We start from the raw sequence: 14359 nt of genomic DNA, 5'->3' as shown, positions 1-14359 counted from the left end.
AAAAAGCACTTTGACGTTTTTTTGAAGTTTATTTTTCAGGATGACGAATAGCACTAGCCGAGTGCCAGCTACCCCGCTAAAGTCGGAAGTCCGCCTGCATCGAAATGTCGCAGCAAATCGCCCCGAAAATCCGCCTCACCCAGCAGGGCCGGGCTTTTCAGCGAAATGCCTCGCGGCAGTCCTGCCAACCCAGGCCACTCTGCGCCGTCGCCTGCAACAACACCGGCAATGCCACCCGCGCCTTGTCCTGGGTGTCGTGAAACACAATCACGCCTTTGCGCCACAACAGCATCAGCGTCAGCACCCGTTGCGCCGATTCCTCGGCCTTGAGTTTGCCCGGATCGTCCTGGGAATCGATGTCCCATAACGCCACCTGCAGGCCTTGAGCCTGAAAGAATCCCTGGCTGTCCGCGCGTCGTTGCCCGTAAGGCGGCCGAAACAGCGGCACGTAGTTTTCCGGCATCAGGTTTTGCACCAGTGACGCGCTGCGGGTGATCGAGTCCTGCCAGTCGACCCAGTGGCTGTGGGAGCGATATTGCCAACCCTGGATGCCCACACACTGCCCTTGGTACAGCGCCTGCACATCGGCAGCCGAGCTTCGTTCCACGCGAGTCTGCAGGCTGCTGCCGAGGGCGAAGAACGTGGCGTCGATCTTTTGCTTGCGCAGGTAATCGGCGAGCCAGTCGGTATTGCCGTTGACCGGGGCCGGGCCGCCGTCGAAGGTCAGCAGGAACATCCGGTCATTAAGCTCATCACCGTTGCGTTCGTGGTCACCCAAGCGCGCCACTTCGCTGCTGATCTGCGGCAACAGCGCGGCCTTGCGCAGCAACTCGTCCAGATAGCGTTCATGGAACTGCCGGCTGGGGGCCGCCCAGCCTATATAGAACGAATTGTCACTGACTTCGAATTTGCCGGCCTGCTCGCGCAGGTCATCCATGTTTTCCACCAGATAGCAGAACGAGGCGTCTTCCTCGCAGCTTTGCTGGGCCAAACTGTAGTTCTCCAGCAACCGCTGCCAGAGCTGGCGGCGCAGGTCGTCGATGGCCGCCAGGTTGATATTTTTCAGCCCCAGGCGTTGCTTGAGCGCGGTTTCGTTCTGGCCCTCACTGGCGATCAAGCCATGGGCAAACATGAGGATTTCCGCGCGCGAGGCCACATCGAACAGCGCCGGGCTGGCGAGTTTTTCCGGCCAGGTGCTGCGGTCGAGGCTGGCAACATCAACCGGCGCGGCCTGCGCGCTCAGGCACAACAGACACGCCGTCACAAAAAGCGCTAATCGCACGTGGGGTCTCCCTCTCCAGAGTTGCCGGCCATCATAGCGGATCGCGCCTATCACCATCATAGGTGGAGTCAAACCGCCCCAACCCCTAGAATCGCGCCCACGCTACACGCCACGATTCCAGGAGCCAACTTCATGCTGATGGTGATTTCCCCCGCCAAGACCCTCGATTTCGAGTCAAAGGCGGTAACCCCGCGCTTCACCCAGCCGCAGTACCTCGACCACTCCCAGGCGCTGATCGAGCAACTGCGCGAGCTGAGCCCGGCGCAGATCAGCGAGCTGATGCACGTCTCCGACAAGATCGGCGGCCTCAATGCCGCACGGTTCGGCAGCTGGACGCCCGCTTTCACGCCGGCCAATGCCAAACAAGCGCTGCTGGCGTTCAAGGGCGACGTATACACCGGCCTCAACGCCGAAACCTTCAGCGATGCCGACTTCAGCTACGCCCAGGACCACCTGCGCATGCTTTCGGGCCTGTACGGCCTGCTGCGCCCACTGGACCTGATGATGCCGTACCGCCTGGAAATGGGCACCAAGCTGGCCAACGCTCGTGGCAAGGACCTTTACGCCTTCTGGGGCACGCGCATCAGCGAGTGGCTCAACGAAGCCCTGGCCGAACAAGGCGACGACGTGCTGCTCAACCTGGCGTCCAACGAGTATTTTTCGGCGGTCAAGCGCCCGGCCCTGAACGCGCGGATCATCAACACCGAGTTCAAGGACCTCAAGAACGGCCAGTACAAGATCATCAGCTTCTATGCGAAAAAAGCCCGGGGCATGATGAGCCGGTTCGTGATTGAGGAACGGATCAACGACCCGGCCAAGCTCCAGCAGTTCGACGTACAGGGTTATCGCTTCAATGCGGAGCAGTCCAAGCCGGATAAACTGGTGTTTCTGCGCGATCACGCACCGGAATAAGGCCGTAAAAACACTGAGTATCAACTGTGGGAGGGGGCTTGCTCCCGATGGCGATGCAACAGTCACCTCTCCAGGGACTGATACACCGCTATCGGGGGCAAACCCCCTCCCACATTTTGTTTTGCATTCAAATGCTGAAATCGTCATTTATTTGACGTCAAAAAAACATTCAGACACAACCCTAACAATTTATTCACTCGACACTCGTCGGTTTTTTTCGTAGTGGCACCACATTTTTTTATCAGTAGTGGCACAAAACTATCCCTTCGTGCCAACTCCCCACAACTACTGGCCTGAATAGCAAGTGCTATCAATATAGTACTAGTGCCATCTTTTCTAATATTTCAAGAAATTTCCGGAAACAGGATGAGCGGCCTGGAACTTCGTCCTGAAGCACCGCTCATACCACCGGTAACGAAATTCTCTGTTTCTGTAAGAGATGACTTACATAACGACCAAGGGAAGTAGTCAAGTTGTCTTAAAACACTTCGACTCAATGGTCACATTATCAACTGATCGAGTTAAGGGTGGCGATAAGGACGCATTGCTATTCCCTACAGGCCAAGGCAGCGCTGACCTAGATGAGCCCGTGCACGCATTCAAGGCGTTGATAAAAAAGGCATTTTGCCTTCATCCACGCCTTACCGCACCGGCGCCGGAGCCTTCCTCCAAGGAAGCACGGCTGCATTTCAGGGCAAGCCCCAATAATAAGGCCTGGTTGCGCACAACTTGAGTGCAATAGTTAGTCACTCATTATTCAACATGCCTGCACGCGGTAAGTCGGCGTCTATTCGCCCAACTTTCGCGGCATCAGTGACGCTTGCAAACATGAACTCCGGCCATCTAATGGCATGATTTAAATATAGAGGTAATTGCGATGCGCATCAGCATATTCGGTTTGGGTTACGTTGGCGCAGTGTGTGCCGGTTGCTTGTCTGCCCGTGGCCACGAAGTGGTCGGCGTAGACATCTCCAAGGAAAAGATCGACCTGATCAACGCCGGTAAATCGCCGATTGTTGAGCCGGGTCTGGGCGAGCTGTTGAGCCAGGGTATCCAGACGGGCCGACTGCGTGGCACCACCAACTTCGCCGAAGCCATCCGCGATACCGACCTGTCGATGATTTGCGTCGGCACGCCGAGCAAGAAAAACGGCGATCTGGAACTCAACTACATCGAATCGGTATGCCGCGAGATCGGTTTTGTCCTGCGCGACAAGACCACCCGCCACACCATCGTGGTGCGCAGCACCGTACTGCCGGGCACCGTGGCCAACGTGGTGATCCCGATCCTCGAAGACTGCTCCGGCAAGAAAGCCGGTGTCGACTTCGGCGTTGCGGTCAACCCCGAATTCCTGCGTGAATCCACCGCCATCGCCGACTACGACCTGCCGCCGATGACCGTTATCGGCGAATTCGACAAAGCCTCCGGCGATGTTCTGCAGTCGCTGTACGAAGAACTCGACGCGCCGATCATCCGCAAGGACATCGCTGTCGCCGAGATGATCAAGTACACCTGCAACGTGTGGCACGCCACCAAAGTCACCTTCGCCAACGAGATCGGCAACATCGCCAAGGCCGTCGGCGTCGATGGCCGTGAAGTGATGGAAGTCGTCTGCCAGGACAAGACCCTCAACCTGTCCCAGTACTACATGCGCCCTGGCTTCGCGTTCGGCGGCTCGTGCCTGCCAAAGGACGTGCGCGCCCTGACCTACCGCGCCGGCGCCCTGGACGTGGAAGCACCGCTGCTCAACTCGCTGATGCGTAGCAACGAGTCCCAGGTACAGAACGCGTTCGACATCGTCTCCAGCCACGACAAACGCAAAGTCGCCCTGCTGGGCCTGAGCTTCAAGGCCGGCACCGACGACCTGCGCGAAAGCCCGCTGGTGGAACTGGCGGAAATGCTGATCGGCAAGGGTTACGACCTGAGCATCTACGACAGCAACGTCGAATACGCCCGCGTGCACGGTGCCAACAAGGACTACATCGAAGGCAAGATCCCCCACGTGTCGTCCCTGCTCAACTCGGACTTCGACGAAGTGATCAACAACTCCGACGTGATCATCCTGGGCAACCGTGACGAGAAATTCCGTGCCCTGGCCCACAACGCCCCGCACGGCAAGCAAGTGGTCGACCTGGTGGGCTTCATGTCCCAGGCCACCAGCGTGAGCGGCCGTACCGAAGGTATTTGCTGGTAAGGAGCAGCGGCTAGTTTCAAGCGGCAAGCTGCAAGTTAGAAGCGCTGATTTTCGGCTTGTAGCTTGTGGCTTGCCGCCCGACTTCTCTGTGACGGACACCACTATGCAAAGGCTAAACCAAGCGACTGGCTGGCTATTATTTTTGGGGCTTTTAGCGCTTCTAGCTCTGGCTCTGCCAGCCAGCACCTTCGACTCGCAATCGAAGAATTTTATTTTCCTGATTGGTGCCGTCGGTATCTGGCGCTACTCGATGGGTGCAACGCATTTCTTTCGCGGCATGCTGTTTCTCTACGTGGTGTACCCGCACCTGCGCCGCAAAGTGCGCAAGCTGGGCAAGGCCGCGGACCCATCCCATGTGTTCCTGATGGTCACCAGTTTTCGTATCGACGCGCTGACCACCGCGCAGGTCTACAGCTCGGTGATTCGCGAAGCCATCGAATGCGGCTTCCCCACCACCGTGGTCTGCTCGCTGGTGGAAATGTCCGATGAACTGCTGGTCAAGAGCCTCTGGGAAAAACTCAACCCACCGGCTCACGTCAAGCTCGACTTCGTGCGCATCGCCGGTACCGGCAAGCGTGACGGCCTGGCTTTCGGTTTCCGCGCCATCTCGCGCCACCTGCCGGACGACCGTGCCGTGGTGGCCGTGATCGATGGCGACACCGTGCTCGCCGAAGGCGTAGTGCGCAAGACCGTGCCGTGGTTCCAGCTGTTCGGCAATGTCGGCGGCCTGACCACCAACGAGTTCTGCGAAGTGCGCGGCGGCTACATCATGAGCGAGTGGCACAAACTGCGCTTCGCCCAGCGTCACATCAACATGTGCTCCATGGCCCTGTCCAAGCGCGTGCTGACCATGACCGGGCGGATGTCGGTGTTCCGTGCCAGCGTCGTGACCGATCCGGGTTTTATCGCCGACGTGGAAAGCGATTCGCTGCAACACTGGCGCCTGGGCCGCTTCAAATTCCTGACCGGTGACGATAAATCCAGCTGGTTCAGCCTGATGCGCCTGGGCTACGACACGTTCTACGTGCCGGATGCCGCCATCCACACCGTGGAACACCCGCCGGAAAAGAGCTTCATCAAGGCCAGCCGCAAGCTGATGTTCCGCTGGTACGGCAACAACCTGCGCCAGAACTCTCGCGCCCTGGGCCTGGGTATCCGCCGCCTCGGCCTGTTCACCAGCGTGGTGCTGTTCGACCAGCGCGTGTCGATGTGGACCTCCCTGCTCGGCCTGACCGTGGCGATCATCGCCACCTTCAAGTACGGCGGCGCGTTCATCCTTGCGTACCTGCTGTGGATCGGCATCACCCGCCTGATCCTCACCCTGCTGTTGTCGTGCTCCGGGCACACGATCGGCCCGGCCTACCCGCTGATTCTCTATTACAACCAGATCATGGGCGCGTTGGTGAAGATCTACGTGTTCTTCCGCCTTGATCAACAGTCCTGGACCCGCCAGGACACCAAACTGACCCGCGATTTGGCCAGCTTTCAACGTTGGTTCAACACCTGGTCGTCTCGGACCATGACCTTCTCCGCCGGCAGCATCTTCGTTGCCGTGTTGCTGATGATGGTCTGACCCTGCCAAGCCTGAATTAACCTAGGAATTACACCCGATGAATAGCCAAGTAAACGCCAACGTTGTCCACGAATCCGAAGCCCAGCGCCAGCACGCCCGGGTCAAAATCCCGGCCAAGCTGCGCTTTTTCAACAGCGACCGCACGCCAACCGAAGCGCGGGTGATCGACCTTTCCGCCGGCGGCCTGGCGTTCACCGCCACCCAGCCGCTGATCGTCGGGCAGGTGCACAAGGGCCGCCTGCAATTTGTCATCGATAACCTCGGCCTGGCGATGGACGTGGAGCTGCAGATTCGCTCCTACGACCGCCAGACCGGCCGCACCGGTTGCCAGTTCCAGAACCTCGATGCCCAAGACATTTCCACCCTGCGTCACCTGATCACCTCGCACTTGTCGGGCGATATCGTGACCATGGGCGACGTGCTCGCCACCCTGCAACGCGACAACTTCACCAAGGCGCGCAAGGTCAAGGACGGCGGCAGCAACATGACCGCCTTCGGTCGCCTGCGCGCCGTGACGTTCAGCCTGGCGATTTTCCTGGTGGGCCTGGCCGCGTTCGGTTTTGTGTTCAAGTCGCTGTACGGCATGTACTTCGTCAGCCACGCCCAGGCCGGCCTTGTCAGCGTACCGGGCATGAACGTGACCATGCCGCGCGACGGCACCGTGCAAAGCCTGCTCAAAGGTGATTCGGTAGCGGCCAAGGGCGCGCCACTGGCCACGTTCAGCACCAGCATGCTCGACGTGCTCAAGGGCCATCTGGATGAAGACCAGCTGCAACCGGCCAAGGTCGAAGAGCTGTTCGGCAAGCAAATGACCGGCACCCTGACCTCGCCGTGCGATTGCGTGGTCGCCCAGCAATTGGTCGCCGACGGCCAGTACGCCAGCAAGGGTGATGTGATCTTCCAACTGGTGCCACGCGGCAGCCAGGCCAATGTGGAAGCACGCTTCACCTATCGCCAGTTCGGTGACGTGCGCCCAGGTACTCCAGTGACCTTCCAGGTCGCCGACGAAGACCAGGTGCGCACCGGCACCATCGTCAGCAGCACCAGCCTGAACAGCGCCGACCTGTCTTCGGACATTCGCGTACAGATCAAGCCAGACGCACCGCTGGACAGCACCTACGCTGGCCGTCCGGTGGAAGTCACCAGCGACCGCGGCCCATCGCTGAACTGGCTGATCGATAAAGCCATGGCTCACGGTCTGTAAGCGAGGACATGCCTGTGAACCCTATTTCAAGAACAACACAATCGCTGTGGGAGCGGGCTTGCTCGCGATGGGATCAGCGCGGTTTGCCTGACGGACCGAGTCGCCTGCATCGGGAACAAGCCCCCTCCCACATGGGTACGGTGGCGTTGCTGGCTGTTGCGGTGAGCCTGGCCGGTTGCGCCGGCCTGCCCGACCAGCGTCTGGCCAATGAAGCACTGAAACGCGGCGACACCGTCACCGCGCAGCAGAACTACCAGCAACTGGCAGACATGGGCTACAGCGAGGCCCAAGTGGGCCTGGCCGATATCCAGGTCGGCACCCGCGACCCGGCGCAGATCAAACAGGCCGAAGCCACTTACCGCGCGGCGGCAGACACTTCGCCCCGCGCCCAGGCACGCCTTGGCCGCCTGCTGGTGGCCAAGCCCGGCGCCACCGAAGCCGAACACCATGAAGCCGAAAGCCTGCTGAAAAAGGCCTTTGCCAATGGCGAAGGCAACACCCTGATTCCGTTGGCGATGCTGTACCTGCAATACCCCCACAGCTTTCCGAACGTGAACGCCCAGCAGCAGATCAGCCAGTGGCAAGCCGCCGGTTATCCGGAAGCCGGTCTGGCCCAGGTGCTGCTGTATCGCACCCAGGGCACCTACGACCAGCACCTGGACGACGTGGAGCGCATCTGCAAAGCCGCGCTGAACACCACCGATATCTGCTACGTCGAGCTGGCCACGGTCTATCAGAAAAAACAGCAGCCCGAACAACAGGCCGAACTGCTCAAGCAGATGGAAGCCGGCTACAGCCGTGGCACGGTCACCGCCCAGCGTGTCGACAGCGTTGCGCGCGTGCTGGGTGATGCCACCCTCGGCACCCCGGACGAGAAAACCGCCCAGGCCCTGCTGGAAAAAATCGCCCCTGGCTACCCAGCGTCCTGGGTCAGCCTGGCGCAACTGCTCTACGACTTCCCCGAACTGGGCGACGTCGACCAGATGATGAAGTACCTCGACAACGGCCGCGCCGCCGACCAGCCGCGCGCCGAACTGTTGCTGGGCAAGCTCTACTACGAAGGCAAGTGGGTGCCGGCCGACGCCAAAGCCGCCGAAGCTCATTTCGAAAAAGCCGTGGGCCGTGAAGTGGCAGCCGATTACTACCTCGGCCAGATCTACCGCCGTGGCTACCTGGGCAAGGTCTACCCGCAAAAAGCCCTGGACCACCTGCTGACCGCTGCGCGCAACGGCCAGAACAGCGCCGACTTCGCCATCGCCCAACTGTTTTCCCAAGGCAAGGGCACCAAGCCCGACCCATTGAACGCCTATGTCTTCAGCCAACTGGCCAAAGCCCAGGACACGCCCGAGGCCGTTGAGCTGGCCACCCAGCTCGAAGCCCCACTGACCCCTGAACAACGCGCCGAAGGCCAACGCCTGGTGCAACAGGAACTGGCGGCCCGCGGCACCCTGGCCCAGAGCACGCTGCAACTGCACGCCCTGCAAGAAGAAGATGGCGAGGAATCCCTATGAAGCTCAACCCATTCGTCAAGGCCGGCATCGGCCTGTCCTTCGCCCTGCTGTGGTCGTGCCCGACTCTGGCCGCGCTGACCGAAGCGAAGAACTTCGGCCTGGAAGTCAAAGCCACCGCGCAGTCCGAAGACGACCGCGACCTGGGCACCCAGAAAGGCGGCGACGTCAACGGTATCGGCCTGGACCTGCGCCCGTGGATCTACGGCGAAAGCGGTGCGTGGAACGCTTACGCCATGGGCCAGGCGGTGGTGTCCAGCGACATCATCGAGACCGACACCCTGCAACAGTCGTCCGACGACACCACCGAACAATCGAGCAATGACGACCGCAAGGCCAAGAAGAACTACCTGGCCCTGCGCGAGTTCTGGGTGGGCTACAGCGGCTTCACGCCCTACCCTGGCGAGATCCTCAAGTTCGGTCGCCAGCGCCTGCGCAATGATGACGGCCAATGGCGCGACACCAACATCGAAGCGCTGAACTGGACCTTCGACACCACCCTGCTCAAGGCCAACGTCGGCGCCGCCGAACGCTTCAGCGAATACCGCACCGACCTCAAGGAACTGTCGCCCAAGGACAAGGACCGCCAGCACTTCTACGCCGACGCCGCCTACCAGTGGACGCCGGGCCAGTGGATCGGCGTGCGCGGCCACCACGCCCATGACGACGGCAAGCTCGACTACGCCGAACCGGGCGTGGCCAGCGACCCGTTGGACAAACGCGAAAACGGCGACCTGACCTGGCTCGGCATCGAAGCCAACAGCGACGCCTATAACTGGCGCAACACCAACACCGTCAACTACTGGGCAAGCATCACCGGCATGCGCGGCGACCGCGATACGGTCAACGCGCTGAACGCCGACGGCACCCGCCCGACCAACGCCAAGCGCAGCGATGACGTGAGCGGCTGGGCCACCGATATCGGCGTGCGCCTGCGCCTTGACCCGCAGTGGCAAGTGGGCGCGGCCTATTCGCGCGCCAGTGCCGAGTACGAACAGAACGGCCTGCAAAGCAACCGTTCGAACTGGACCGGCACCCAGTCCCGCGTGCACCGCTTCGGCGAAGCCTTCCGTGGCGAGATGAACAACATGCAGTCCATGAGCCTGTTCGGTTCCTGGCAGCTGCGCGAGGACTATGACGCAAGCCTGGTCTACCACAAGTTCTGGCGCGTGGACGGCAACAAGCCGGTGGGCAGCAACGGCATCGACGCGGTGCAGAACAACACCGATGACGTGACCGGCGCGATCCTCTCCAGCACCTCCCTGCCGCTGGAAGACGGCAAGAAAGACCTGGGTCAGGAAATGGACCTTGTGGTCACCAAGTACTTCAAGAAAGGCCTGTTGCCGGCCGGGCTCAGCCAGTCGATCGACGAGCCGTCGGCCCTGGTGCGCCTGCGCGCCGGCGTGTTCAAGCCGGGCGATGCCTACGGCAGCCAGGTCGACTCGTACATGCACCGCGCCTTTGTCGACGTGATCTGGAAATTCTGATGGGAGCCTGCGCAATGAATGCTCAAAGCCTACTCGTCGCGGCAATGCTGGTGGCCAGTGCCCCTGCGTTTGCCGATACGGCGGCCAAGGCGCCGACCATCGCCAAGGAACTGCAACAGGCCAAGACCTACACCATTTCCAGCCCGCCGACCGCGCCGCTGGAAATGGCCAAGCCGGCGCTGCCCGATCTGTCGGGCTACACCGCCGCGGCCATGGAAAAGAAAATCGTCAGAACCAAGCCGGGCAAAATCAGCATTCGCCGCATGATGCAGGAAGACGCCCTCAAGGACTTTATCGGCGGCGATAACAAGATGGCCGAATGGGTGGTGCGCCAGCACGGCATTCCCCAGGCGATCTTTGTCGACGATGGCTACATGAACCTCAAGGACTTGCTGGGCAAGGTGCCCAAGCAGTACTTCAGCGAAACGTCGCCGGGCGTGTTCCTGGCCAAGCTGCCCATCGTGGTCGGCCGTAAAGGCATCCTCGACATCGACAAAGAGACCCAGGAACTGCGCCTGTCCCAGCAAGCCGGTTCGTTTTTGATCAACGACGGGCAACTGTTCGTGCGCGACACCAAGGTCACCGGCTGGGATGAGAAAACCAACGGTCCGGCGCTGTTCAAGTCGCCCAAGGAATTTCGCCCGTTCCTGCTGGCCTGGGGCGGCACCGAGACTTATATCTCCAAGACCAAGATGGCCAGCTTCGGCTACGCCAACAGTAAGTCGTACGGGGTGAGTATCTCCCAGTACACGCCAAACATGGCCAAGGTGCTCAAGCGTCCGGAACCGACCGGCTGGATCATCGATTCCGAGTTCTCGGACATGTGGTACGGCTTCTACTGCTACGAAACCACCGGTTTTGTGATCAAGGGCAACACCTACAAAGACAACATCGTCTACGGCATCGACCCGCACGACCGTTCCCACGGCCTGATCATCGCCGACAACACCGTATACGGCACCAAGAAGAAGCACGGCATCATCATTTCCCGGGAAGTGAACGACAGCTTCATCTTCAACAACCGCAGCTACGACAACAAGCTCTCGGGCCTGGTGATCGACCGTAACAGCGTCAACAACCTGATCGCCGACAACGAGATCTACCGCAACCACACCGACGGCATCACCCTTTATGAGAGCGGTGACAACCTGCTGTGGGGCAACAAGGTCATCAGCAACCGTCGCCACGGCATTCGCGTGCGTAACAGCGTGAACATCAAGCTCTACGAAAACACCGCCATGGCCAACGGGCTCACCGGCGTGTACGGCCACATCAAGGACTTGACCGACACCGACCGCGACATCGCCCTCGACCCGTTCGACGCCAAGGTCTCGCTGATCGTGGTCGGCGGTGAACTGGCGGGCAATGGCAGCGGGCCGTTGTCGATCGACTCACCGCTGAGTATCGAGTTGTACCGCGTGTCGATGCTGGCGCCGACCAAATCCAGCGGCATCAGCTTCTCCGGCGTTCTCGGTGATCGTCAGGAAGAGATTCTCGACCTGCTGGTGCGCCAGCAGAAAGCCGTGCTGATCGACCCTGTCGAACGCCAGACCGAAATGCAGGACTGAGGATGACCCTTATGCACCCACACATGATCAAACTGCTGAGCCTCTCGGGTCTGACCCTCGGCCTGCTCGCGGCCAGCCAGGGCGTACGCGCCGATGAAGTCAAGGCACCGACCTTCAGCGCCGAACCGTGCTGCAGCCTGTGCCCGGCCCGCCCATGACGCGAAGAACTACACCACGCGTTATCAGCAGAACTTCACCACCCTGGTGCAAGCCCAGGGCGACTGGTTGTTCCGTACCCAGGAAGACCTGCGTACCGAATTCGACACCAGCCCGGCCGGCTACAAGCGCATGCAGCAGTTGCATGATGCGTTCAAGAGCAAGGGCGTGGAACTGGTGGTGGTCTACCAGCCGACCCGTGGCCTGGTAAACCGCAACAAGCTCAACCCCGAGGAAAAGGCCAAGTACGATTTCGACAAGGCCTTGACCAACTACAAGACCATGCTCGGCCGTTTCGCCAAGATGGGCTACGTGGTGCCGGACCTGTCGCCGTTGACCAACGAGCAACTGCCGGACGAATTGCCGGCCCACGATTTCTACTTCCGCGGTGACCAGCACTGGACGCCGTACGGCGCCCAGCGCACCGCGAAAATCGTCGCGGCCAAGGTCAAGCAGATGCCCGAATTCGCCGAGATTCCCAAGCGCGAATTCGAGACCAAGCGCTCGGGCCGCATGGGCAAGACCGGCACCCTGCACAACATGGCCGGGCAACTGTGCGGCACCAGCTATGCGATCCAGTACATGGACCAGTTCACCACCGAGCCCAAGGGCGAAGCCGGTGACGGCGACCTGTTCGGCGATTCGGGCAACCCGCAGATTACCCTGGTGGGCACCAGCCACAGCGGCAAGAACTATAACTTCGCCGGTTTTCTGGAAGAGGAAATCGGTGCCGACATTCTCAACGTCGCCTTCCCCGGCGGTGGCCTGGAAGGTTCGATGCTGCAGTACCTGGGCAGTGACGAATTCCAGAAAACCCCGCCCAAGATCCTGATCTGGGAATTCTCGCCGCTGTACCGTCTCGACCAGGAAACCATCTACCGCCAGATGATGGCGCTGCTCGACAACGGCTGTGAGGGCAAGACCGCACAGATGTCGGCCAGCACCACGCTCAAACCAGGCAAAAACGAACTGATGGTCAACAGCGCGAACAAAGACTTGCGCAACGCCAACCACCAGGTCGATATCCGCTTCGCCGATCCGTCGGTGAAAACCTTGCAAGCCACCCTCTGGTACATGAACGGGCGCCACGAGGACATCAAGATCGAAAAACCCGAGACATCCGATACAGACGGGCGTTTCGCCTTTGAACTGCGCACCGATGAAGACTGGGCCTCGCAGAACTTGCTGGCCGTGGAAGTGCAGGGCCCGGAACAGGGCGCTGCGGCGCAGAAGGTCGAAGCGAAAATTTGCACACGCAACGTATTCCCAAGCGGTGGTCAGCAGACCGCCCAACTCGGGAAGTGAGGTTACCTATGCAAAAGTTATGGCTTCCTACCCTGCTGGGCCTGGCAATGTTCGCCGGCTCCGTCAATGCGGCCGCGCCACTGCGTCCGCCTCAGGGCTATTTCGCCCCGATCGAAGCGTTCAAGACCGGCGACTTCAAGGAAAACTGCGACACCATGCCGACGCCCTACACCGGGCCCCTGCAGTTTCGCAGCAAGTACGAAGGCTCCGACAAGGCCCGCTCGACCCTGAATGTGCAGTCGGAGAAAGCCTTTCGCGACAGCACCGCCGACATCACCAAGCTGGAAAAAGACACCAGCAAGCGCGTGATGCAGTTCATGCGCGACGGCCGCCCGCAGCAACTCGAATGCACGCTGAACTGGCTGGTGTCGTGGGCCAAGGCCGACGCCTTGATGTCCAAGGACTTCAACCACACCGGCAAGTCCATGCGCAAATGGGCGCTGGGCAGCATGGCTTCGGCCTATGTGCGGTTGAAGTTCTCCGACTCGCACCCGCTGGCCAATCACCCGCAGGAATCGCAACTGATCGAGGCCTGGTTCAACAAGCTGGCCGATCAGGTGGTAAGCGACTGGGACAACCTGCCGCTGGAAAAAACCAACAACCATTCGTACTGGGCCGCCTGGTCGGTGATGGCCACGTCCATCGCCACCAACCGTCGCGACCTGTTCGACTGGGCCGTGAAGGAATACAAGGTCGGCGTGAACCAGGTCGACGACCAGGGCTTCTTGCCCAACGAATTGAAGCGTCAGCAACGGGCCTTGTCGTACCACAACTACGCCCTGCCGCCGCTGTCGATGATCGCCAGTTTCGCGCTGGTCAACGGGGTTGATCTGCGCCAGGAAAACAACAGTGCGCTCAAGCGCCTGGGCGACAAGGTGCTGGCCGGGGTCAAGGACCCGGACATCTTCGAACAGAAGAACGGCAAGGAGCAGGACATGAAGGATTTGAAGGAGGCGATGAAATTCGCCTGGCTCGAACCTTTCTGCACCCTCTACACCTGCGCCCCGGACGTACTGGAGCGCAAGCATGGCATGCAGCCGTTCAAGACGTTCCGCCTGGGCGGCGACCTGACCAAGGTCTACGACCCGGCGCACGAAAAAGGTAACAAAGGTTCCTGACGAGACACGGTTAAAACTGTGGGAGGGGGCTTGCCCCCGATGGCGGTGTAAC

9 protein-coding genes and 1 pseudogene are annotated in these 14359 nt (G+C 60.5%); 9 read left to right on the top strand and 1 reads right to left on the bottom strand.

Annotated elements, in window-relative coordinates:
• Positions 1-157: 157 nt before the first annotated feature.
• Positions 158-1282: a polysaccharide deacetylase family protein gene (locus tag QF045_RS07850; protein WP_306491712.1), complete on the bottom strand. Its 1125-nt coding sequence runs from the start codon at positions 1280-1282 to the stop codon at positions 158-160.
• A gap of 132 nt (positions 1283-1414) precedes the next feature.
• Here QF045_RS07850 and yaaA point away from each other — a divergent pair, with 132 nt between their 5' ends.
• From yaaA to QF045_RS07805, 9 genes and pseudogenes are all read left to right on the top strand, one after another.
• Positions 1415-2194 carry a peroxide stress protein YaaA gene (yaaA, locus tag QF045_RS07845; protein ID WP_306491711.1) on the top strand — a complete coding sequence of 260 codons (780 nt, stop codon included), beginning with the start codon at positions 1415-1417 and terminating at the stop codon, positions 2192-2194.
• Positions 2195-3071: 877 nt separating this feature from the next.
• A complete protein-coding gene (locus QF045_RS07840; protein WP_306491710.1) occupies positions 3072-4388 on the top strand; it encodes a nucleotide sugar dehydrogenase in 1317 nt (438 codons plus the stop codon).
• Between the two features lie 103 nt (positions 4389-4491).
• The gene (gene alg8 / locus QF045_RS07835) at positions 4492-5961 is read left to right on the top strand and encodes a mannuronan synthase (RefSeq protein WP_373424415.1); all 1470 of its coding nucleotides are present in this window, start codon (positions 4492-4494) and stop codon (positions 5959-5961) included.
• A 37-nt stretch (positions 5962-5998) separates the two neighbouring features.
• The gene (locus QF045_RS07830) at positions 5999-7165 is read left to right on the top strand and encodes an alginate biosynthesis protein Alg44 (protein WP_306491708.1); all 1167 of its coding nucleotides are present in this window, start codon (positions 5999-6001) and stop codon (positions 7163-7165) included.
• A 131-nt stretch (positions 7166-7296) separates the two neighbouring features.
• On the top strand, positions 7297-8676 hold the full coding sequence (algK, locus tag QF045_RS07825) for an alginate biosynthesis TPR repeat lipoprotein AlgK (protein ID WP_306494869.1): 1380 nt from the start codon (positions 7297-7299) through the stop codon (positions 8674-8676).
• On the top strand, positions 8673-10160 hold the full coding sequence (locus QF045_RS07820; RefSeq protein ID WP_306491707.1) for an alginate export family protein: 1488 nt from the start codon (positions 8673-8675) through the stop codon (positions 10158-10160). Before algK ends, QF045_RS07820 begins: the two co-directional genes overlap by 4 nt.
• The gene (algG, locus tag QF045_RS07815; RefSeq protein WP_306491706.1) at positions 10160-11728 is read left to right on the top strand and encodes a mannuronan 5-epimerase AlgG; all 1569 of its coding nucleotides are present in this window, start codon (positions 10160-10162) and stop codon (positions 11726-11728) included. The genes QF045_RS07820 and algG overlap by 1 nt, the downstream gene beginning before the upstream one ends.
• 11 nt (positions 11729-11739) lie before the next feature.
• Positions 11740-13189, top strand: a pseudogene (locus tag QF045_RS07810) (alginate O-acetyltransferase).
• Between the two features lie 8 nt (positions 13190-13197).
• Positions 13198-14307: a mannuronate-specific alginate lyase gene (locus QF045_RS07805; protein WP_306491705.1), complete on the top strand. Its 1110-nt coding sequence runs from the start codon at positions 13198-13200 to the stop codon at positions 14305-14307.
• Positions 14308-14359 lie beyond the last annotated feature (52 nt).

Origin of the sequence: Pseudomonas sp. W4I3 (assembly GCF_030816195.1) — a bacterium.
Taxonomy (GTDB): domain Bacteria; phylum Pseudomonadota; class Gammaproteobacteria; order Pseudomonadales; family Pseudomonadaceae; genus Aquipseudomonas.
This window is presented reverse-complemented; position numbering and strand designations above follow the sequence as displayed.

Excerpts from the sequence above, each read along its gene's own strand:
- QF045_RS07805 (WP_306491705.1), top strand. The coding sequence starts at position 13,198 with ATGCAAAAGTTATGGCTTCCTACCCTGCTGGGCCTGGCAATGTTCGCC.
- algG (WP_306491706.1), top strand. The coding sequence starts at position 10,160 with ATGGGAGCCTGCGCAATGAATGCTCAAAGCCTACTCGTCGCGGCAATG.
- alg8 (WP_373424415.1), top strand. The coding sequence starts at position 4,492 with ATGCAAAGGCTAAACCAAGCGACTGGCTGGCTATTATTTTTGGGGCTT.
- QF045_RS07830 (WP_306491708.1), top strand. The coding sequence starts at position 5,999 with ATGAATAGCCAAGTAAACGCCAACGTTGTCCACGAATCCGAAGCCCAG.
- algK (WP_306494869.1), top strand. The coding sequence starts at position 7,297 with ATGGGTACGGTGGCGTTGCTGGCTGTTGCGGTGAGCCTGGCCGGTTGC.
- yaaA (WP_306491711.1), top strand. The coding sequence starts at position 1,415 with ATGCTGATGGTGATTTCCCCCGCCAAGACCCTCGATTTCGAGTCAAAG.
- QF045_RS07820 (WP_306491707.1), top strand. The coding sequence starts at position 8,673 with ATGAAGCTCAACCCATTCGTCAAGGCCGGCATCGGCCTGTCCTTCGCC.
- QF045_RS07840 (WP_306491710.1), top strand. The coding sequence starts at position 3,072 with ATGCGCATCAGCATATTCGGTTTGGGTTACGTTGGCGCAGTGTGTGCC.